Source organism: Streptomyces sp. NPDC001858, assembly GCF_053594615.1.
In genome coordinates this window covers 328,938-348,389 of the sequence record NZ_JBSFEV010000007.1, presented here as the reverse complement: position 1 = coordinate 348,389, position 19,452 = coordinate 328,938, and the positions used below count along the sequence as shown (strand labels likewise).

20 protein-coding genes, 1 tRNA gene and 1 riboswitch are annotated in these 19,452 nt (G+C 72.9%); of the genes, 3 read left to right on the top strand and 18 right to left on the bottom strand.

All coding sequences use genetic code 11. The annotated features are described in order from the left end of the window. Positions 1 to 21: 21 nt before the first annotated feature. From ACWCPF_RS13575 to tdh, 7 genes are all read right to left on the bottom strand, one after another. Positions 22 to 95: transfer RNA gene (locus ACWCPF_RS13575), tRNA-Pro, on the bottom strand. 109 nt (positions 96 to 204) lie between these two features. Next, complete coding sequence (locus ACWCPF_RS13570) at positions 205 to 564, bottom strand: MmcQ/YjbR family DNA-binding protein (RefSeq protein ID WP_351918621.1); 360 nt, start codon at positions 562 to 564, stop codon at positions 205 to 207. A gap of 30 nt (positions 565 to 594) precedes the next feature. Beyond that, on the bottom strand, positions 595 to 1,125 hold the full coding sequence (locus tag ACWCPF_RS13565; protein WP_451045151.1) for an N-acetyltransferase family protein: 531 nt from the start codon (positions 1,123 to 1,125) through the stop codon (positions 595 to 597). Continuing rightward, positions 1,122 to 1,745 carry a helix-turn-helix domain-containing protein gene (locus tag ACWCPF_RS13560; RefSeq protein WP_451045150.1) on the bottom strand — a complete coding sequence of 208 codons (624 nt, stop codon included), beginning with the start codon at positions 1,743 to 1,745 and terminating at the stop codon, positions 1,122 to 1,124. The genes ACWCPF_RS13565 and ACWCPF_RS13560 overlap by 4 nt, the downstream gene beginning before the upstream one ends. 61 nt (positions 1,746 to 1,806) lie before the next feature. Beyond that, complete coding sequence (locus ACWCPF_RS13555; RefSeq protein WP_451045149.1) at positions 1,807 to 2,709, bottom strand: LysR family transcriptional regulator; 903 nt, start codon at positions 2,707 to 2,709, stop codon at positions 1,807 to 1,809. Positions 2,710 to 2,749: 40 nt separating this feature from the next. Then, the gene (locus ACWCPF_RS13550; RefSeq protein WP_451045148.1) at positions 2,750 to 3,946 is read right to left on the bottom strand and encodes a glycine C-acetyltransferase; all 1,197 of its coding nucleotides are present in this window, start codon (positions 3,944 to 3,946) and stop codon (positions 2,750 to 2,752) included. A 36-nt stretch (positions 3,947 to 3,982) separates the two neighbouring features. Next, positions 3,983 to 5,017, bottom strand: a complete 1,035-nt coding sequence (tdh, locus tag ACWCPF_RS13545; RefSeq protein ID WP_451045147.1) for an L-threonine 3-dehydrogenase — start codon at positions 5,015 to 5,017, stop codon at positions 3,983 to 3,985. Positions 5,018 to 5,272: 255 nt separating this feature from the next. On the opposite strand from tdh, the gene ACWCPF_RS13540 reads away from it, so the two are divergent. Next, positions 5,273 to 5,890, top strand: coding sequence for a GPP34 family phosphoprotein (locus tag ACWCPF_RS13540; protein ID WP_451045146.1), 618 nt, complete (start codon positions 5,273 to 5,275; stop codon positions 5,888 to 5,890). 55 nt (positions 5,891 to 5,945) lie between these two features. Here ACWCPF_RS13540 and ACWCPF_RS13535 read toward each other — a convergent pair whose 3' ends face one another. The 6 genes from ACWCPF_RS13535 to ACWCPF_RS13510 all read right to left on the bottom strand — a co-directional run bounded on the left by ACWCPF_RS13535 (position 5,946) and on the right by ACWCPF_RS13510 (position 12,623). Beyond that, positions 5,946 to 6,515, bottom strand: a complete 570-nt coding sequence (locus ACWCPF_RS13535) for a GAF domain-containing protein (protein ID WP_451045145.1) — start codon at positions 6,513 to 6,515, stop codon at positions 5,946 to 5,948. 62 nt (positions 6,516 to 6,577) lie between these two features. Next, a complete protein-coding gene (locus ACWCPF_RS13530; RefSeq protein WP_451045144.1) occupies positions 6,578 to 7,252 on the bottom strand; it encodes a GTP-binding protein in 675 nt (224 codons plus the stop codon). Then, positions 7,230 to 7,601, bottom strand: coding sequence for a DUF742 domain-containing protein (locus tag ACWCPF_RS13525; RefSeq protein ID WP_363166511.1), 372 nt, complete (start codon positions 7,599 to 7,601; stop codon positions 7,230 to 7,232). The genes ACWCPF_RS13530 and ACWCPF_RS13525 overlap by 23 nt, the downstream gene beginning before the upstream one ends. A gap of 2 nt (positions 7,602 to 7,603) precedes the next feature. Then, complete coding sequence (locus ACWCPF_RS13520) at positions 7,604 to 8,038, bottom strand: roadblock/LC7 domain-containing protein (RefSeq protein WP_451045143.1); 435 nt, start codon at positions 8,036 to 8,038, stop codon at positions 7,604 to 7,606. Positions 8,039 to 8,121: 83 nt separating this feature from the next. Further along, positions 8,122 to 11,082 carry an ATP-binding protein gene (locus tag ACWCPF_RS13515; protein ID WP_451045142.1) on the bottom strand — a complete coding sequence of 987 codons (2,961 nt, stop codon included), beginning with the start codon at positions 11,080 to 11,082 and terminating at the stop codon, positions 8,122 to 8,124. 311 nt (positions 11,083 to 11,393) lie between these two features. Then, positions 11,394 to 12,623 (bottom strand): MBL fold metallo-hydrolase, encoded by a 1,230-nt coding sequence (locus tag ACWCPF_RS13510; RefSeq protein ID WP_451045141.1) that lies wholly within the window; start codon positions 12,621 to 12,623, stop codon positions 11,394 to 11,396. A gap of 137 nt (positions 12,624 to 12,760) precedes the next feature. Between ACWCPF_RS13510 and ACWCPF_RS13505 the strand changes: the two genes are divergently transcribed. Both ACWCPF_RS13505 and ACWCPF_RS13500 read left to right on the top strand, forming a co-directional pair. Then, positions 12,761 to 13,942, top strand: coding sequence for a Glu/Leu/Phe/Val dehydrogenase dimerization domain-containing protein (locus ACWCPF_RS13505; protein WP_451045140.1), 1,182 nt, complete (start codon positions 12,761 to 12,763; stop codon positions 13,940 to 13,942). A gap of 53 nt (positions 13,943 to 13,995) precedes the next feature. Further along, positions 13,996 to 14,625 (top strand): TetR/AcrR family transcriptional regulator, encoded by a 630-nt coding sequence (locus ACWCPF_RS13500; RefSeq protein ID WP_451045139.1) that lies wholly within the window; start codon positions 13,996 to 13,998, stop codon positions 14,623 to 14,625. A gap of 74 nt (positions 14,626 to 14,699) precedes the next feature. On the opposite strand, the gene ACWCPF_RS13495 is transcribed toward ACWCPF_RS13500, so the two are convergent. The 5 genes from ACWCPF_RS13495 to ACWCPF_RS13475 all read right to left on the bottom strand — a co-directional run bounded on the left by ACWCPF_RS13495 (position 14,700) and on the right by ACWCPF_RS13475 (position 19,027). Beyond that, on the bottom strand, positions 14,700 to 15,485 hold the full coding sequence (locus ACWCPF_RS13495) for an SGNH/GDSL hydrolase family protein (protein ID WP_451045138.1): 786 nt from the start codon (positions 15,483 to 15,485) through the stop codon (positions 14,700 to 14,702). Between the two features lie 126 nt (positions 15,486 to 15,611). Next, a complete protein-coding gene (locus tag ACWCPF_RS13490) occupies positions 15,612 to 16,325 on the bottom strand; it encodes a DUF6250 domain-containing protein (protein WP_451045137.1) in 714 nt (237 codons plus the stop codon). Next, positions 16,309 to 16,608, bottom strand: a complete 300-nt coding sequence (locus ACWCPF_RS13485; RefSeq protein WP_451045136.1) for a rhamnogalacturonan endolyase family protein — start codon at positions 16,606 to 16,608, stop codon at positions 16,309 to 16,311. The genes ACWCPF_RS13490 and ACWCPF_RS13485 overlap by 17 nt, the downstream gene beginning before the upstream one ends. Then, the gene (locus tag ACWCPF_RS13480) at positions 16,605 to 17,702 is read right to left on the bottom strand and encodes a GDSL-type esterase/lipase family protein (protein WP_451045135.1); all 1,098 of its coding nucleotides are present in this window, start codon (positions 17,700 to 17,702) and stop codon (positions 16,605 to 16,607) included. Before ACWCPF_RS13480 ends, ACWCPF_RS13485 begins: the two co-directional genes overlap by 4 nt. A gap of 323 nt (positions 17,703 to 18,025) precedes the next feature. Next, a complete protein-coding gene (locus ACWCPF_RS13475) occupies positions 18,026 to 19,027 on the bottom strand; it encodes a M23 family metallopeptidase (RefSeq protein WP_451045134.1) in 1,002 nt (333 codons plus the stop codon). A 4-nt stretch (positions 19,028 to 19,031) separates the two neighbouring features. Beyond that, positions 19,032 to 19,189, bottom strand: a riboswitch (cyclic di-AMP (ydaO/yuaA leader). Positions 19,190 to 19,452 lie beyond the last annotated feature (263 nt).

Here is a 19,452-nt window from a genome sequence, read left to right as displayed (position 1 = left end):
CTGACCTGCGACTGTCTCCAGTCGGGACGACAGGATTTGAACCTGCGACCCCTTGACCCCCAGTCAAGTGCGCTACCAAGCTGCGCCACGTCCCGTTGCCCGTCTGACCTGGGGTTTCCCCTGGCCGAACGCGCATGGAAACAATACCGCACTCGGGTCGATGGTCGCGCACTCGTTTCTCGCCGCCCGGCCGCCGGGGCGCGGTCAGTCCTCCGGGGCCACGCCCAGCTCGGGGTACGCCTCCAGCAGTCGCGTCGGGGCCGCCTGCCGCCAGGAGTCGGCGAGGATGTCCCGCAGTTCCTCCTCGTCCTCCAGGGCCGACAGCCGGGCCCGTACCCAGGCGAACTGGGCCTCGTGGTCGGCGATCCAGAACTTCCCGGGCTCGGCGAGCACCAGTTCGTCGCGCTCCTCCTTGGGGCAGCGCACGGCGAGTGAGGTCTCCTCCTCGGGCAGGGTGGCGAACATCTTCCCCGCGACGCGGAAGGTGGGCATGCTCCAGGCGATCTTCTCCGTGGTGTCCGGCAGGGACAGGGCGATACGACGTACGTCTTCGGCGTCCGGCATGCTTCGCACCGTATCCGCTGCCACTGACAGTCACCCCACGGCGACCTGCTTGTAGTACAGGGTGGTCGGACGGAGCACGCCGGCGGGGCTCGCCGCGTAGTCGGGGATCACCCCGGCGCTGGTCCAGCCGCCGGTGCGGTAGAGGTGTTCGGCAGGGCTGTCGGTCTCGGTGTCCAGATGGAGCAGGGTGACGCCGGCCGCGACGGCGGCCTCCTCGGCCACGGTCAGCAGCGCGCGGCCGAGCCCCTTCCCGCGGGCGTCCCGGTGGACCATCAGCTTGACCAGTTCGGCGCGGTGGCGGCTGTTCGGCTTGTCGGCGAAGGCGAGGCTGACGGTGCCGAGGACGCGGTCTGCGTCCTCGGCGGCCCAGACGGCGAGCCGCCCGGCGGCCACCCCCTGCGCCCGCTCCCGCCACCAGGCGACGGCGTCGGCCCGGTCCAGCGGGGCGAGGAAGCCGACCGAGGCGCCGCCGTCGACCATGTCGATCAGCAGGTCGGCCAACTCCTCGACCCGAGCGAGCAGTCGGGCGGCGTCGAGCCGGGTCGCGCGGGCGTCGGTCACGGCAGCACCACCGCCAGCGCGTAACGCGCCTCCGTGTCCCCCGCGCACCGGAACCGGGTCGGCCCCCATACCCGCAGGCGCAGACAGTCCCCCGCGTCGAGGTGATGCTCGGTGTCCTCGGCCGTCACGGCGAGGGCGCCTTCGAGCACCCAGATGTGCTGCTCCAGGCCCGCCACGGGCGGCCGGTCATAGGCGAGGTCGGCGCCCACGGCGAGCCGCCCCTCGACCAGTTCGGCGCGCAGCGCGGGGTGCGGCGGCGACACCGAGCGCCGGACGAACCCGGAGGCCCGGTCCGTCCACACGGACTGCTCGCCGGCCCGCACCAGCGGCGCGGGCTCCGCCTCGACCTCGCTGAGCAGCCGGGACATGGTCCGTCCGTAGACCTGGCACAGGCGATTGAGCAGGGAGGCGGTCGGGCTGATCTCCGCCCGCTCGGCCCGCGACAGCGTGGACCGGCTGATCCCGCTGCGCTCCGCCAACTCCCCCAGCGACCAGCCGCGTTCGGACCGCAACGCGGCCAGCCGCGCGGCCAGGCGGACGTCGACGAGGTCCGGCGGCGCGACCGCATCCGCTGCGTCCGGTTCATCCGTCGCGCCCACCACATCCGCTTCGCGTCTCATATCCGGGAAACTATCCCGGATGCGAGACATCAGCGTTACGGACTCCTCACACCCGCACGCCTCATCCGCGCGCGGCCTCGCCGAGCGCCTCCAGCACCGGCCGGATCAGCGGATGCTCCTCCGCCCCCCGGCGGACCGCCGCGAAGACCCGTCGGGTGGGCGCCACGCCGTCGACGGGCCGGACGACCACTCCCGTGAGGTCCATGCCGCGCAGCGCCGACCGCGGCACCAGCGCCACGCCCGCGTCGGCCGAGGCCAGCGCGACGACCGCGCGGAAGTCGTCCGAGGAGTGCTCCAGACGGGGCTGGAAGCCGGCGATCTCGCAGGCCAGGACGACCACGTCATGGCAGGGATTGCCGGGGTAGGGGCCGATCCAGGTGTCCTTGGCCAGCTCGGCGAGCGGGACCTCGGGGGCGTCGGCGAGACGATGGGTGACGGGGACGACCGCGTCGAAGGGCTCGGCGTAGAGCGGGATGTGCGCAAGCCGCGGATCGTCGGCGGCCGGGGCGCCGCGGTACTCGACGGCCACGGCGACGTCCACCTGCCGGTAGAGCACCATCGGCAGGCTCGCGTCGCCCTCGGCGTCCTGGACCCGGATCCGTATCCCCGGGGCGGTGTCCGCGAGCCGCGCCACCGCCGGGGCCACGACCAGGGCGATGCCGGTCGCGAAGGCGGCGACCGTGACCGTGCCGGCCTCGCCGGAGCTGTAGGCGGCCAGCTCGGCCTCGGCGCGCTCCAGCTGGGCGAGGACGGCGTTGGTGTGCGTGAGCAGGATCTCGCCGGCCGGGGTGAGCCGTACGCCCTTGGCGCTGCGCTCGACCAGCCGGTGGCCGGTCTCCTGCTCCAGGGCCGTCAGCTGCTGGGAGACGGCGGACGGGGTGAGATACAGCGCGGCGGCCGCCGCCGTCACGGTGCGGTGGTCGGCCACCGCACGGAGGATGTGGAGCCGCCGTGCCTCGATCATGGGATCGATTATCGCAAGGTGTCCGGACCGCCCGGACCCGTCAGAACTCCGGCAGCTCGGCCCGCGCGTCGATGAAGGCGTCGACCGCCCGGTTCACGTCGGCCGTGGAGTGCGCGGCGGACAGCTGGACCCGGATGCGGGCCTTGCCCTGCGGCACCACCGGGTAGGAGAAGCCGATCACGTACACCCCGCGCTCCAGCAGCAGTTCGGCCATCCGGGCCGCCTGCGCCGCGTCGCCGATCATGACGGGGGCGATGGCGTGGTCGCCGGGGAGGACGTCGAAGCCCGCGTCCGTCATCCGACGGCGGAACAGGGCCGTGTTCTCGGCCAGCCGTACGCGCAGCTCGTCGGCCGACTCCAGCAGGTCGATGACCTTGAGCGAGGCGGCGGCGATGACCGGGGCGAGGGTGTTGGAGAACAGGTACGGGCGGGAGCGCTGGCGCAGCAGGGCGACGATCTCGGCGCGCGCGGCCACGTAACCGCCGGAGGCGCCGCCGAGCGCCTTGCCCAGGGTGCCGGTGAGGATGTCGACGCGGTCCATGACGCCGTGCAGCTCGGGGGTGCCGCGGCCGCCGGGGCCGACGAAGCCGACGGCGTGCGAGTCGTCGACCATGACCATGGCGTCGTAGCGGTCGGCGAGGTCGCAGATCTCGGCGAGGGGGGCCACATAGCCGTCCATGGAGAAGACGCCGTCGGTGACGACCAGGCGGCGGCGCGCGTCGGAGGCGTCCTTCAACTGCCGTTCCAGATCCTCCAGATCACGGTTGGCGTAGCGGAAGCGGCGGGCCTTGGACAGCCGGATGCCGTCGATGATCGAGGCGTGGTTGAGGGCGTCGGAGATCACCGCGTCCTCGGGGCCGAGCAGCGTCTCGAAGACGCCGCCGTTGGCGTCGAAGCAGGAGGAGTACAGGATCGTGTCCTCCTGGCCGAGGAAGGCGGACAGCCGCGCCTCCAGCTCCTTGTGCACCTCCTGCGTGCCGCAGATGAAGCGGACGGACGCCATGCCGTAGCCCCAGCGGTCGAGTGCCTCGTGGGCGGCGGCGATCACCTCGGGGTGGTCGGCGAGGCCGAGGTAGTTGTTGGCGCAGAAGTTGAGGACCTCGCCCGGCTGGCCGCCCGCGGTCACGGCCACGGTCGCCGACTGGGGGCTGCCGATCACCCGCTCGGGCTTGTGCAGACCGGCGGCGCGGATCTCGTCGAGGGTGGTGCGCAGGTCGTCGCGCACGGAGTCGAACATCTCAAAGCTCCTAGAGGTGCTGGCGCAGAAGGGGAGTCACACGGTCCAGTCGAGGATGACCTTGCCGCCGCGGCCGCTCGCCGCGTCGGCGAAGGCCGCCTCGAAGTCGCGGTGGCCGTAGCGGCCGGTGATCACGGGGGCGAGGTCGAGGCCGCCCTCCAGCAGCACCGACATCGCGTACCAGGTCTCGAACATCTCGCGGCCGTAGATGCCCTTGATGGTGATCATCGAGGTGACGATCCGGGACCAGTCGACGGGGAACTCCTCGGCGGGCAGCCCCAGCATGGCGATCCGGCCGCCGTGCGTCAGGTTGGCGATCATCTCGCGCAGCGCCTCGGGCCGGCCGGACATCTCCAGGCCGACGTCGAAGCCCTCGCGCAGCCCCAACTCCCGCTGTCCGTCGGCGACGGACGCCTGCGACACGTTCAGCGCCAGGCTCGCGCCGATCTTGCGGGCCAGCTCCAGCCGCTCCTCGCTGACGTCGGTGACCATGACGTTGCGGGCGCCGGCGTGCCGGGCGACGGCGGCGGCCATCAGGCCGATCGGTCCGGCGCCGGTGATCAGGACGTCCTCGCCGACGAGCGGGAAGGACAGCGCGGTGTGCACGGCGTTGCCGAACGGGTCGAAGATCGCCGCCACGTCGAGGTCCACCGCGACCCGGTGCACCCACACATTGGACGCGGGCAGGGCGACGTACTCCGCGAAGGCGCCGTCGCGCCCGACGCCGAGGCCGACGGTCGCCCGGCACAGATGGCGGCGCCCGGCGAGACAGTTGCGGCACTTGCCGCAGACCAGGTGCCCCTCGCCGCTGACCCGGTCCCCCACGGCGATGTCGGCGGCGTCGACGTCCCGGCCGGTCTCGACGACCTCGCCGACGAACTCGTGCCCGAGCACCAGCGGGGTGCGGATCGTCTGGCGCGCCCAGCCGTCCCAGGCCCGGATGTGCAGATCGGTGCCGCAGATGCCGGTGCGCAGCACCTTGATCAGCACGTCGCCGGGCCCGATCTCGGGCTCCGGGACGTCGGCGAGCCACAGCCCGGGCTCCGCCTTCTCCTTGACCAGTGCCTTCAACGCAACGGCTCCCGTGGTGAGGGCCCGGGCGCGGACCGGCCGACCGGCCCCGCATCCGGGAAGACGTGTGGATTCGTGCAGCAATCTGCCGCACTCCAGCGGCCCGGGTCCATCGAGCTTTTCTTAAGCGCCGCCACAGCTCCGCTTCACACGAGTGGTCTCGCGCTCGTGGACCGGCTTTCCCGCACACCACGCTGGGGCGTGACACCCTGGACCGCAACCCGCACGAGCCGGCCGACTGACGTGGAGCCCCTGATGACCACAGCACGGGACCTGATGATCGTCGCGTTGGACGTGACCCCCGACGTCGCGTCCCAGCGCGAGGTCGGACAGGGCGATCTGGCGCTCGCCCTCGCGGGCGCGGAGGCGATCGAGCTGCTCCGGGCCGAGGCGCTCACCGTGGAGGACGACCTCCTGGTGCCCGGCCCGCCCGCGGAGCCGGACGATCCGCTGCTGGCCGAGGCCGCGGCGGCACTCGTCCGGGAGGAGCCGTACGAGTCGGTCGAGGACTGGCTGTGGCGCCGGGGCCGTGGCCTGTCCTCGGCCTACCGCGACCGGCTGGAGGCGGACGGACTGGTCGGCCGGCCGCGCAGCCGGCTGCTCGGCGTCCGGTCCGCGCGGACGGCGCCCGTGGACTCGCCGGCCCGTCGGCGCGCCACCGCGCGCTGGGCGTCGGACGAGCCGGTCCTCGCCGCGCTGGGCGCCGCCGCCGGTCTGCGCGAGGAGCCGGCCGACGGCGGCCCGGACCGCCTCGACGACGCGGTCGTGACGATCCTGGCGGCGGTCGGCGACGCGGTGGCGGAACTCGATGCCGTCCGGCGCCGACGGTCCATCGAGGACGCGGCCTTCGACAACGTCTGGCGGGGCTTCTGACCGAAGCGCCGGGGCTCCGAGCCTCAGGGGCTCAGAGGCTCAGGGGCTCAGGGGCTCAGGGCGGGAATCCGCCGCTCTCGCGGCGTTGCAGCCGGCCGGCGAGATCGGCGGCCGTCGCCTTGATGGTCTCCAGGCCGGCCTTCCCCCAGGGCCGGGGCGCGAGGTCGGCGACGCACACCGTGCCCAGCACCATGCCGGTGGTGTCGATGAGCGGGGCGCCGAGATAGGAGCGGATGCCGTACTCGTCGACGACCGGGTTGCCGGCGAAGCGCGGGTAGTCGCCGACGTCCTCCAGGACCAGCGCTTTGCGCCGGACGACGACGTGCGGGCAGTAGCCGTAGTCGCGGGGCAGCCGGCGGCCCAGCTCGGGCTTGCCGCCGCGGGCGGCGCGGCCGCCGTGCGGGGTGTGCAGCCCGGCGAAGAACTGGCGTTCCTCGTCAAGGAAGTTGACCATGGCGTACGGGGCCCCGATCACCTCGGCGAGTCGGTGCGCGAAGGCGTCCAGGGCGGGCTCCGGCTGTTCCCCGAGGCCGAGTCGGCGCAGCCTCAGGGCACGGGCGGGGGCTTCCTTGTCCTGCGGGGTGAGCAGCAGACGACCGGTCGGGTGCGACGGGTCGTAGCTCATGTCCGGGTTCCGTCGCTGTGGGCGTATGTCATGTGCGGCTCCGGGGTGTTGGGTGCGGGCGTCTACATGTGGGCGCCGCGGCTCGGCTGGGGTGCGGCCGGTGCGTGGGCGATGAGGTGTCTGACGAGGGTGAGCAGGGTCTGGACCCCGGAGGCGGAGATCCGGGCGTCGCAGCGCACGATGGGGACCTCCGGGTCGAGGTCGATGGCGGTGCGCACCTCCTCGGGGTCGTAGCGGTGGGAGCCGTCGAACTCGTTGACGGCGATGATGAAGGCGAGTCCGCGTTCCTCGAAGAAGTCGACGGCCGCGAAGCACTCCTCCAGACGGCGGGTGTCGGCGAGGATGACCGCGCCGAGGGCGCCCTCGGACAGCTCGTCCCACATGAACCAGAACCGTTCCTGGCCCGGGGTGCCGAACAGGTAGAGGACGTGCTGCGGGTCGAGGGTGATCCGGCCGAAGTCCATGGCGACGGTCGTCTCGACCTTGTTCTCGATGCCGTCGAGGTTGTCGGTCGCGGCGCTGACGGTGGTGAGCAGCTCCTCCGTGCTGAGCGGCGCGATCTCGCTGACGGCGCCGACGAAGGTCGTCTTGCCGACCCCGAAGCCGCCCGCGACCAGGATCTTCAGGGCGGTGGGGAAGGGGTCGGGGCCGGTGCCGGTGCCGTCGGGAGCGCCGCGGTCACGGTGATCGCGGTACGTGTGGTGATCGTCGCAGTCAGAGCTGTCGTCGTAGTCCATCGAGCACTGCCTCCAGTAGGGCCCGGTCGGTGGGGTTGTTTTGGAACTCGGGGGGTTTGGTGGTCAGCGCCCCGCAGTCGAGAAGGTCCGACAGCAGCACCTTGGTGACCGCTGCCGGCAGCTTCAGATGGGCCGCGATCTCGGCGACCGACACGGGTGCGCGGGTCAGGTGGAGCGCGGTCGCGTGTTCCGGGCCGAGGTAGCCGAGGGGGGTCGCCCCGGTGGCCATCACCTGGGACATGAGGTCGAGGGCGACGCTGGGCTTGGTCCGGCCGTTGCTGACCGTGAAAGGGCGCACCAGCCGTCCGGCCGCGTCATCGAGCCAGGGCCCGTCGCCGGCCGCCGCCACGCTCAAGGCCCCATCACCGACGGTTCGACGGCGTGCTGCCGGGGCGCGGTCATCAGATACGGCCGGACGCTCTTGACCAGCATCGCCATCTCGTAGCCGAGCACGGCCGCGTCGGCCTCCCGCCCGGCCAGCACCGCGAGACACGCGCCGGAACCGGCCGTGGTGACGAACAGCAGCGTCGAGTCGAGTTCGACGACGACCTGCCGTACGTCCCCGCCGTCGCCGAACCGGACGCCGGCGCTGCGGCCGAGGGAGTACAGGCCGGAGGCCAGGGCGGCCATGTGGTCGGCGCTGTCGGGGTCGAGGCCGTGGACCGACTTCACGAGCCCGTCGCAGGAGAGCAGCACCGCGCTCGTGGTGTGCGGCACGCGCTGCACGAGGCCGCTCATCAGCCAGTCGAGATCGGATACCTGGCCGGTCGGCGCATCGCTCGCCATGGTGGATCGACTCCTTGGGGTACGAAGGTCTGCGGGAGCGCTGGGGGTGGGGATGGGGGGCGTGGGGGTCGGGGTGGGGGTGCTCATCCGGCTGGTGCGCTCCCGTCGTGCCGGGCGGTGGACAGGTCGGTGCGCGCCTCGGCTGCCGGGGAGGACACCTCCATGAAGTCCGCCTCCAGGCTCTGCTGGGCCTCGGCGAGGCCGACGCCCCGCTGGAAGGAGGCCATCAGGCCGGGGTCGTGCCCGGCGGGCTCCTCGGTGCTGTCCTGGCGGGGGGCCGGCCCGCCGCGCAGCTGGGGCACGATGTGCTCCTGGGCGCGGCGGCGCGGCAGTTGGGGTTTGCCCATGGTGCCGCGCACCGTGCCGACGCGCGGGGTGGGCGCGAGCCCCGCGTGCTCCTCGACGACGGCCCGGTCGCCGGGCCGGATCCCCGGCACGGCCTCGGCCGGATTGGCCCGCGCCTCCCGGGCCCCCCGCACCGGCAACGGCGCAGGCCGCCGCCCACCCGCCCGCGCCCCATCGGCCGCCTGCGGGACACGCTGCGGCTGCGGCTGCGCACCGCGCTGCGGGTCAGCGACCGGCCCGGCAAACCGACGGCCGCCGGACGGCTGCGGAACCGACTCGACGGGCCACGGCTGCGGGACCGACTCGGCAGACCGCGCGTGCGGGTCGGGCTCGGCGGGCCCCGGGTGCGATGCCGACTCGGCGGGCCGCTGAGGCAGGGTCGCCTCGGCGGCAGACCCCGGGCCGTCGGACGGCGGCGGGGCGGGCTGCGGATGCTGGGGCGGCTCGGCATGCTGCGGGTACGGCACCGGTTCGGCGGACCGCAGGTGCGGGGCCGACTCGGCAGACCGCCAAGGCAGGGGCGGCTCGGCAGACCCCGGGCCGTCGGACGGCTGCGGGGCGGGCTGCGGATGCTGGGCCGACTCGGCGGGCTGCGGGTACGAGGCCGACTCGGCAGACCGCAGGTGCGGCATCGGTTCGGCGGACCGCAGGTGCGGGGCCTGCTCGTCAGAGCGCAGGTGTGAGGCCGGCTCGGCGGAGCGCCGAGGCAAGGGCGGCTCGGCAGACCCCGGGCCGTCGGACGGCTGCGGGGCGGGCTGCGGATGCTGGGCCGACTCGGCGGGCCACAGGTGCACGGCTGGCTCGGCAGACCCCAGGCCATCGGACGACTGCCGGGCGGGCTGCGGATGCTGGGGAGGCTCGGCACGCTGCGGGTACGGCACCGGCTCGGCGGACCGCAGGTGCGGGGCCGGCTCGGCGGAGCGCCGAGGCAGGGGCGGCTCGGCAGACCCCGGAGCGTCCGACGGCTGCCGGGAGGGCTGCGGATGCCGGGCCGACTCGGCGGGCTGCGGGTACGAGGCCGACTCGGTAGAGCGCCGAGGCAGGGGCGGGTCGGTAGGCCTCGGGCCGTCGGGCGGCTGCCGGTGTGGGGTCGGCTCGGCGGGACGCGGGGGCTGGGGGGCGGCCGAGCGGGTGGGGCCCGGCGTGGGCTGCGGTCGGGCGGAGATCTGGGGTACGCCGGAGGCGGGAGTGTGCTGCGGCTGGGAGGGATCCGGTGACCGGCCCGCGCCGGGGCCGGTCACGGCGTCCCACGCCTGCGACGAGCCGACGGGCGTCGCCCCCGGCGTCTGCAGCGAGCCCGCCGACCATCCCGCGCCGCCGGCCGCCAGCGGCGTGGGGCCCGTGTCGCCGACGCCCTGGCCCCGGGCCGGTGGGGCCGGCGGCAGGGGCGGACGGGCCGCGGCGGTCGGGGCAGGCGTCGTCGTGGGTACGAGGGGCAGGCCGGCGCCGTCCATGTCCGGTCCCTGCGTCACGGCTCCGGCGACGCCGGGCGCGGAGCCCAGCAGCGCCTGCGGGACGACGAGGACGGCCTGGACGCCGCCGTAGATGTTGCTCTGCAGGCGGACCCGGATGCCGTGCCGTCGGGCCAGCTGGGAGACGACGAACAGGCCGATCCGCCCGTCGGCGAGCAGCCGGCCGACGTTGACCTGGTCGGGGTCGGCGAGCAGGGCGTTCATCCGGCTCTGCTCCTCGACGGGCAGACCGAGCCCGCGGTCCTCGACCTCCACGGCGAGCCCGGAGGTGACGAGGGTGGCGCGCAGCAGCACCTGGGTGTGCGGGGCGGAGAACACCGTGGCGTTCTCGACGAGTTCGGCGAGCAGGTGGATGACGTCCGCGACGGCGTGCCCGCGCAGCTCGCCGTCGATGGGCGGGACGAGTTTGACCCGCGAGTACTGCTCGACCTCGGCGATGGCGGAGCGCAGCACCTCCGTCATGCAGACGGGGTTGCTCCACTGCCGCCGGGAGACGGCCCCGCCGAGGACGGCGAGGTTCTCGGCGTGGCGGCGGATGCGGGTGGCGAGGTGGTCGACGTGGAAGAGGCCCTTGAGCAGGTCGGGATCCTCGATCTCGTTCTCGAGCTCGTCGAGGATGGAGATCTCGCGGTGCACCAGGGACTGAAGCCGCCGCGCCAGGTTGACGAAGACCTCCAGCTTCTGTTCGCTGCCGGCCTGACTGGACAGCTGTGCGGCCTGCACGACGGCGGTGACGGCCCCGTCGTGGGCCCGGGCCAGGTCGGCGGCGAGCAGCTCGAAGTCGTCGGCGTCCGCGCCGGGCGGGCCGCCGCGCGACCTGCGCTGGGGCGGCGTCTCACCGCGGCGCAGCGCCTCGACGACCGTGCGCAGGTCGGCCTCGCCGCGTGCGCTGCCCCGGCGCAGGGCCGCGATGCGGTCGCTGACCGAGCGGGCGGCGCGGTCCGCGGCCACGGCGGCGATCACGATGCCGGCGCCGGTGACCGCGACCGCCCCGGCCAGCACCGCCCACAGGGTGACGCCGGGCCGGACGCCGGTGGAGCGCACGGTGAACAGGACGACCGCGCAGGCGCTGAGCGCGACCGCGGTCGGGGGGAGCACGGCGAGCCGCAGCAGCTGGGGCCGTATGTGTGTCTCGGTCGACGCTGGTGCGGTGCGGGCGACCGGCCGCCCGTGCCGCCCGCCCTCACGGCGGTCTGCGCGTGCGGCGGGTGCGCGGAGGTGAGACATCGGTGTCCTCGTACTGGTCCGTCGAGCCGGGTCGTCGGTCGGAGAGCCGAAGAATTCGGCCCGGTGTCGCCCGACGGCCACTCACAGTAGTCGGCAACGCATCAGGTGCGGTGGGCAGTTGACAAAGTCCCGCAGCGAGCGTCCCGCTCTGGTATGAGGCTTCGCACGGCAGACCGAATACGGCGTGCGATCGGAGGAACAGTACGGAAAGAGTTCGATCAGACCTGGTCAGAGGTGGTCCGAAAACGGCTGTGCGGGTCGGGGAGCCTTTCGCCCCCCGACCCGCACAGCCGAGCGTTCGCGTGCCCCGGTCAGCCCGCCGGTATCGCCTCCGGCGCCTCGCCGCCCTCGGTGGCGCCCTTCGGAATCTCACTCTCGGTATCGGCTTTGGCCTTGGCTGCCGTCTCGCTCGGGAGCGGCCAGCCGCCGGCCGGAGTGCGCGCCGCACCGCGCCACCAGGGCTCGCCGGGAACGGTCTGCGCGGTGGGCTCGAAGGGCTCGCCGGGACGGGGCAGGGCGACGCGCGCCCCGACCGCCCCTGCAGCGGACAGCGTGCCCTCCCCCGGCTCGGCCCACGCGTGCGTGGCGAGGTTGAAGGTGGCCCAGTGGATGGGCATCATCACCCCGCCGGTCCCGCCCTGGAGGTCGAGGTGGGCGCGCATGCCCTCCTCGGGCGTCATGTGGATGTCGGGCCAGAAGTCCGAGTACGCGCCGATCTGGATCATCGTCGCGTCGAACGGGCCGTGATCGGCGCCGATGTCCTTGAAGCCCTCGAAGTAGCCGGTGTCGCCGCTGTGGTAGATCCGGTGCTCCTCGCCGGCGACGACCCAGGAGGCCCACAGGGTGTGCTGGGTGTTGCGCAGGCCCCGGCCGCAGAAGTGGCGGGCCGGGGTGGCGGTCAGCGTGAGCCCGCCGACCTTGGTCGCCTCGTGCCAGTCCAGCTCGCGCAGCCGGTCGGCCGAGACGCCCCACTGCTCCAGGTGGGCGCCGACGCCGAGCGGCACCGCGAACAGCGTGTCGGTCCCGGCCAGCGCCTTGATCGAGGGCAGGTCCAGGTGGTCGTAGTGGTCGTGCGAGATGACGACGACGTCGACCGGGCCCAGCGCGGCCAGCGGCAGCGGGACCGGGTGCAGCCGCTTGGGGCCCGCGAAGGCGAACGGGGAGCAGCGCTCGCCCCAGACGGGGTCGAACAGAACGCGCTGCCCGTCGATCTCCGCGAGCACGCTGGAGTGCCCCATCCAGGTCACCCTGAGGCCCGTGGCGGGCGGCTTGGCGAGGTCGGCGAGGGTGGTGGCGTGCACCGGCACGGTCCCCGAGGGGGCACGGCGGGGGCGCTGCTCCTTGTCGAAGAAGACTTTGGCGAAGTCGACCATCGAGCCCGAGGGGCGGGTCCGCGCCGGACCGCCGGGGTTCTGGAAGACCCCGTCCTTGAAGTGGGGCGATCTGCGGATGCGCGCCATGCGCTCACCACTCGGATCCGCGCCGAATGCCTCGGGCTGCAGAGCGCGGAGCCCGGAGCGCAGGGAACGGAAACCGGACACGGTACCTCCAGGTGGAGTCGCTGAGGCATTCCATTATGGTCGCCCCCTCCGACATCCCGTTGACAGCCCTCGCCCCGCCTTCCGATACTGACCCACTGTTCAGTAACGATCCCTGCCGACGATGTCGAGGAGCCCGTATGGCCACCGCCCCCTTGTTGTCCCTCACCTGGACGGACGACGTCACGGGCCGCCAGGGGTTCCTCGTCGTCGACCGGCTGGTGCGCGGGGTGTGCAGCGGCGGTCTGCGGATGCGGGCGGGCTGCACCCTGGAGGAGGTGACCGGCCTCGCGCGCGGGATGAGCCTCAAGGAGGCGCTGCACTACGACCCCGAGGCCCGCTATGTGCCGCTGGGCGGGGCCAAGGGCGGCATCGACTGCGATCCCCGGGACCCGGCGGCGTACGGGCTGCTGGTGCGGTACCTGCGGGCGGTGCGGCCCTATGTGGAGAGCTGCTGGACCACCGGCGAGGACCTGGGCCTGACCCAGGACCTGGTGGACCGGGCGGTCGCCGAGGTGGGGCTGGTGTCGTCCGTGCAGGCGGTCCACCCGCTGCTCGACGACGAGAGCGCGGCCCGCGCGCGACTGGCGGCCGCCTTCGCCGTCGAGGTCGACGGCATCGGACTGGACGAGCTGGTCGGCGGCTGCGGGGTCGCCGAGTCGGTGCTGACGGCCCTGGACCGGGCCGGGGTCGCGTACGCGGGGACGCGGGTCGCCCTGCAGGGGCTGGGCACCATGGGCGGGGCCACGGCGCGCTTCCTCACGCGCGCGGGGCTGACGGTCGTGGCCGTCGCCGACGTCAAGGGCACGATCGCCAACCCGGCCGGCCTGGACGTGGAGGCGCTGCTGGCCGCGCGGGACGGCCACGGCACGGTGGACCGCGCGGCGCTGCGCCCCGGCGACCGCGAACTGCCGGGCGAGGCCTGGCTGACGACGCAGGCGGAGGTCCTCGTACCGGCCGCCGTGTCGTACGCGATCGGGGCCGAGGAGGCGGAGCGGATCGGCGCCCGGTGGATCGCCGAGGCGGCCAACATGCCCGTCCTGCCCGAGGCGGAGGAACTGCTGCACGCGCGCGGGGCGATCGTGCTGCCGGACGTCGTCGTCAACTCCGGGACGAACGCCTGGTGGTGGTGGACGCTCTTCGGCGACATCGGCGCGGACCCGGACGAGGCGTTCGCGTACACGCGCCGCTCGATGCGCACCCTGATGGAACTGGTGCTGACCCGCGCGCAGGCCGACGGCACCACGCCCCGGGCCGCCGCGCACGCGCTCGCGGCGGAGCGGCTCCCGGTGATCACCGAGCGGTTCGGCAGCCTGCGATAAGGGCGTCGCCGAGGTCATCCGCGCAGGTCGGGGCGGCTGTGTAGGGTGACGGCGTGGCGAGGGTCCGGTTGAGCGTGGCCGAGCGGCGCGAGGAGCTGCTGCGGTCGGCCATCCAGCAGATCGAGGCGCGGGGCGTGGCGGCGGTCAGGATCGCCGACGTCGCCGCGGCCCTCGGCGTGAGCAACGCGCTGGTGCTCTACCACTTCTCGACTAAGGAGAAGCTGGTCGCCGACGCGTTCGCCTACGCGGCAAAGGACGACCTGGCGCACCTGCGCAAGCTGCTCGGCCGCCGCACCACGGCGCTGCGCCGACTGCGGTCGGCCGTGCGCTGGTACGCGCCCACGGGCCAGGCCAAGGGCTGGCGGCTGTGGATCGAGGGCTGGGCGGTGTCGCTGCGCGAGCCCGCGCTGCGGGAGGTCGCCCGGGATCTCGACCAGGAGTGGAAGGCGGCGCTCGCCGAGGTGATCGCGGAGGGCGTGGCCGCGGGCGAGTTCACCTGCCCCGACCCGCCCGCCACGGCCCTGCGCCTCACAGCGCTCCTGGACGGCCTCGCCGTACAACTGACGTCGTACGGCGGCACGGTGTCCCGGGCCAGGGCACACGAGTGGGTGGAAGAAACGCTGACGGCAGAACTCGGGCTGAGCGATGCAGCCCCGCGCGGCCTCCAGGGACGGGACGGGTAGGGGCGGTGCGGCGGGGGCGGAGGCAGGGGCGAAAAACTCCCGCCGCACACCACCACCTCACCACCCCACCCCCCTCACGCCAGCGCGGCGAGCCGCGTCCTGATGTCCTCCGGGGACAGCGTGCCCTTGGCGGTCACATGGTCGCCGGACGACTCCCCGCGCAGCCGGCGCCCGATCCACGGCACCAGGTACTCGCGCGCCCAGTGGACGTCGTCGCGCCGCACGTCGAGGGTGCCGCGCGGCGGGAGCGGCGGCCAGGGCTGCTCCGGGTCGGCCGGTACCTCCAGGTCGAGGACCTGCCCGGCGCGCAGCGCCACGCGCGTGTGGCCCTCCGGGGAGAGATGGAGCCGGTCGCCGTCCCAGGCCCTGCGGTCCTGCACGGACTTCAGGGACCACAGGTCGAGCACCGGGCAGCCGTACCGGTCGGCGACGGCGCGCACATGTCCGTTGTAGGTGGCGATCTTGCCGCGCAGATGCTTGAGCACGGGGACGCCTCGGGTGTCGAAGCCGGTGGTCACCAGGACCGCGCCGGCCACGGCGGTCAGGGCCGAGATCGCGCGCTCGAAACGCTCGGCGACCTCGTCCGGGTCGGTGCCCGGACGGATGATGTCGTTGCCGCCCGCGCAGAAGGAGACCAGGTCCGGGGCGAGTTCCACCGCCCTGGGGAGTTGGTCCTCCATGATCTGGTCGAGCAGCTTTCCGCGGACCGCGAGGTTGGTGTACTTGAAGTCGCCTTCGGGCTGCCGGTCCGCGAGGAGTACCGCGAACCGGTCGGCCCAGCCGACGAACGCCCCGTCGGGGCCGGGGTCGCCGACGCCCTCGGTGAAGCTGTCCCCCACCGCCACGTACGACCCGATCACTGATCTGTTGTCATTCTTCGAATCGTCTGCCACAGCGGTTCATCATTCACCCTCGAATGTGACCTACGCGATCGTAGGAAAGGATTGACGAACGGTGAGATAAGACACTCTTAAAGAATTTGCAAGTCAGGGAATAAGGGACCAGGCCCGGAAGTCCTTGATCCGGAAGTGACTCCAGGTGGTACGGAAGGCGAAGTGCCCGCTCGGGTACGGCTCGGGGTCGGTGTAGTCGAACACCAGCCGCCCGTTGTTCCACCAGCGGACCGTCGAACCGTCGGAGACGATACGGACGCGGTTCGGCTCGTTCGCCACGAGCAGCGGCTCGGTGTAGTCGTAGATCAGCGGACGCACCCCCGCCTCGCCGACATAGCGGCGCAGCCGGGTCGTGGTGTTGGTGTTGGCGCCGTAGCCGACGTAGTACGTCTTCAGATAGTCGTACTCGGCGAGGGCGCCGCCGCGCGGGGTGGCGAAGAGGTCCTGCGGGGAGCGGACGTCGACGGCGTTCCAGAAGTTGTTGAGGTCGGAGACCCGGTCGTTGACCCCGCCCGCGGAGACGGGCGTGGCGACGTACTCGATGACGTACGGCCCGGCGAACGGCCGCTTGAACCAGATCGTCGCCCCGGCGGGCACGTCGACCTCCAGGGTGCCGCGGGAGGCGGTGACGGTCCCGCCCTTCTCCAGTTCCACGGCCCACTGCCGCAGCCCGTGGCGGAAGTCGTCGTGCGCCAGGAGACGGCGATGGCGGCGGGGTGCGGCGGCGCTCGCGGTGGCGGCGGGCGCGAGGGCGGCCAGGGCGGCGCCGGCGGCGAGGGCTCCGAATGCTCTACGCGTGGTCGTCACGTCGGTCTGCTCCTTCGGGGTGGGTGATGGTGCAGGACCGCAGGGCCTGCAGGTCAAAGGCGATCGCGTCGCCGTGCCTCGCGTGCTCGGTGCCGAGGAGCCGCCAGCTGAGGAACGTCCCCTGCCCGGACGGCACGGCGACCAGACCGCGGTCGAGGTTCTCCACGATCCGGCGCGGGGCGTCGGCGGCGGCGTGCCCGGCGGGCGCGGAGCAGAGCCCGGCCAGCAGGGCGGCGGAGACGGCCGAGACGGCGACGGTTCTTCGACGGCGGGTGGCGATCACTGGTGCTCCTTCACGAGCTTCTCGGGCGTTGCGAGCTTTTCGGGCGTTCCGAGTTCTGCGAGCTTTGCGATGAGGGGGATCAGGCGGTCGGCCGCCTTGCGGTGGCCCTGGACGTTCGGGTGGACGGTGTCCTGGAAGTCGCCGTCCGCCGCCGAGAGCCAGCCGGCGGTGTCCACGAACTCCGTGTGCGGGTCGGCGAGTTCGGCGACGACGTCGGCGATGTCGGCGGCGTGCGCCCCGCCGAAGGGACGCAGGGCGAGAATGCGGGCGTGCGGCGCGGCCGCCCGCAGCCGTTCGAGGTACGCGCGGTAGGCGGTGCGGAACTCGGCCGAGCCGAACGCGGTGTCGTTGGTGCCCTGGTTGACGACGATCACGTCGGCGTCGCGGTCCGGCCGGGCCGGGGAGCCCGCGTGGTTCCAGCCGTACGCGTCGCCGGCGGCCGGCACTCCCCCGTTGCCGGTCCGGAGCACGCCCTGGCGGCCGAAACCGACCTGGGTGAGCGAGGCGTGCAGGGCGTCGGCGACCAGGGTGGGGTAGGCGGCCGTCCCGTCGGCGCAGTCGGAGGTGTTGACCGCGCAGAGCGCCAGCACGCCCTGGGTGACGGAGTCGCCGTAGAAGACCAACTCCGGTGCCTTCGGCGCATGTTGAGCCAGCAGTCGGCCCCGGATGCCGGTCAGCACGACGCCCGACTCCAGCGGCGGGGTCCACCGGTTCACCCGGGAGAAGACGTCCTTCACGGACAGCTCGGCCGTGTGCGGTCCCCGCCCGGTCGCCGTGATCGCGAGGTCGCCGCGGTCGACGGCGTACTGCCGGCCGGGTCCGCCGTCGACGGACACGTAGACCTGCGCGGGCACGGTGACCGACGAGACGTCGAACAGGGCGTGGACGGTGCTCCCGACGAACCGGAACCGCAGCCGCGAACCGGAGTTGACGGTGACGGCGGCCTCGGCGGAACGCCCCCAGTGGCCCTCGTAGACGATCCGCCGGTCGTCGGGTCGAACGACGCTCGCGTCACCGACGGCGGAGGCAGACGCGGAGGCGGGCGAGGAGGCGGAGGCGGGCGGAGCGGCCACCGCCGTCGTCAGGAGCGTCACGACCGCCGCCGTCGCGGCGCACCTGACGACGGCGGTGCATCGGTGGACGACGCCGGGCACGGGACCTCCGAAGAGCGGTAGAAAGCGCTTGCTCGCTGACGGAGATCACTGTGTCCCCACTCTGACCCGGCTGTCGAGAGGGCGAAAGGGGATGCCATGCCGCTGCCACAGACATGCCACACGGCGGCAATGAAACGATCAAGAAAACGGACGCGGACACACCGAAGGCCGGACCCGGGGATCGGGATCCGGCCTTCGGCTGCGTGTCAGGCGGTGACGTGTCAGGCGGTGGCGTGTCAGGCGCCGAGTCGTCCGCGGAGGTCCTAGACGGAGACTCCGTGCGAGCGGAGGTAGGCGATCGGGTCCACGTCCGAGCCGTAGTCCGGCGTGGTGCGGATCTCGAAGTGCAGGTGCGGGCCGGTCACATTGCCGGTCGCGCCGGAGAGGCCGACCTGCTGGCCCGCGGTCACGGTCTGGCCGGCCGAGACCGACAGCTGGGACAGGTGGGCGTACTGGGCGTAGTAGCCGTCGGCGAGCTTGATGACGACCTGGTTGCCGTACGCGCCGCCCCAGCCCGCGGAGACGACGGTGCCCGCGCCCACGGCCTTGAGGGAGGTGCCGGTCGGCACGACGAAGTCGACGCCGGTGTGGTAGCCGCTGGACCACATGCTGCCGGCCACGTGGTACGCGGTGCCGACGGAGGCGCCGGCGACGGGGAGCGCGTAACCACTGGCCGAGCCGGTGTTGCTCTCGGCGGCCTGAGTGGCCGTCTTCGAGGAAGACGCCGAGGACGAGGTGGAGGCCTTGGAGTCGGAGGACTTCGCCGACTCGGAGGACTTGGAGGACTTCGGGGACTTCGACGCCGAACTCCCGGAGGAGGAGGCCGTGGAGGACGAGCCGGACGACTCGGCGGCGCCGGTCGCGGCCTGCTTGCCGATCGACAGCTTCAGTCCGGGGTGGATCAGCGAGGGGTCCTCGCCGACGGCCGCGCGGTTGTCCTGGTACAGCTTCTTCCAGCCGCCGCTGACGTCCTGCTCGTCGGCGATCTTCGAGAGGTAGTCCCCGGGCCGCACGGTGTAGGTCTTCGCGGCGGCGGTCTTCTGCGACACCGGAGCGGCCTGCACGACGTTTTCCGAAACCGTCTGCGCGACCGACTGGGACGCGGACTGCGAAACGGACTGCGAAACGGACTGGGCGGGGGCCGCGTGTGCGCCGGCGGCGCCCATGAGCGGAAGGGCGAGCGCTGCCCCGCCGGTTCCGGCGACGGCTATCGAACGAGTGAAACGCTGGGTCTTCGAACGGCGGTGCTTACCCTTCGCGGGCATGGCGAATTCCTCTCCGGCGCCTGCGAGGTGAGCTGTCGGGTGCGAGCTGGAGATGCCCGGCCGCGCCGAGGCGCGGCTTTACCCCAAGCCTGTTCCGGGACCGGAACAGGCGGTTGTGCCTGTGGGTCCCCCGCTCCTGCCGTGGACGGGTGGGTGTGCGGACTCCGGGCGGCGGCAGGATTAGGCATCCGTCCGGATTGGTGTGGAACGTAAGCGACCGAGACGCACGGGGACAAACAGAGGTTGCGCGGTCAATGCATTTCTCTTGATCCGCTGTGAGAATTCCCGGTCACACTCCGTGAATCCAAACACCCGCCATTCATCGAATGCCCTTGAAAAGCGCATGAATTACGTGAACATGACGTACGACGCACGGTCACGGATATGACGCTGCTCACGTGACAGCCCTCCAGGATCCTTTATTC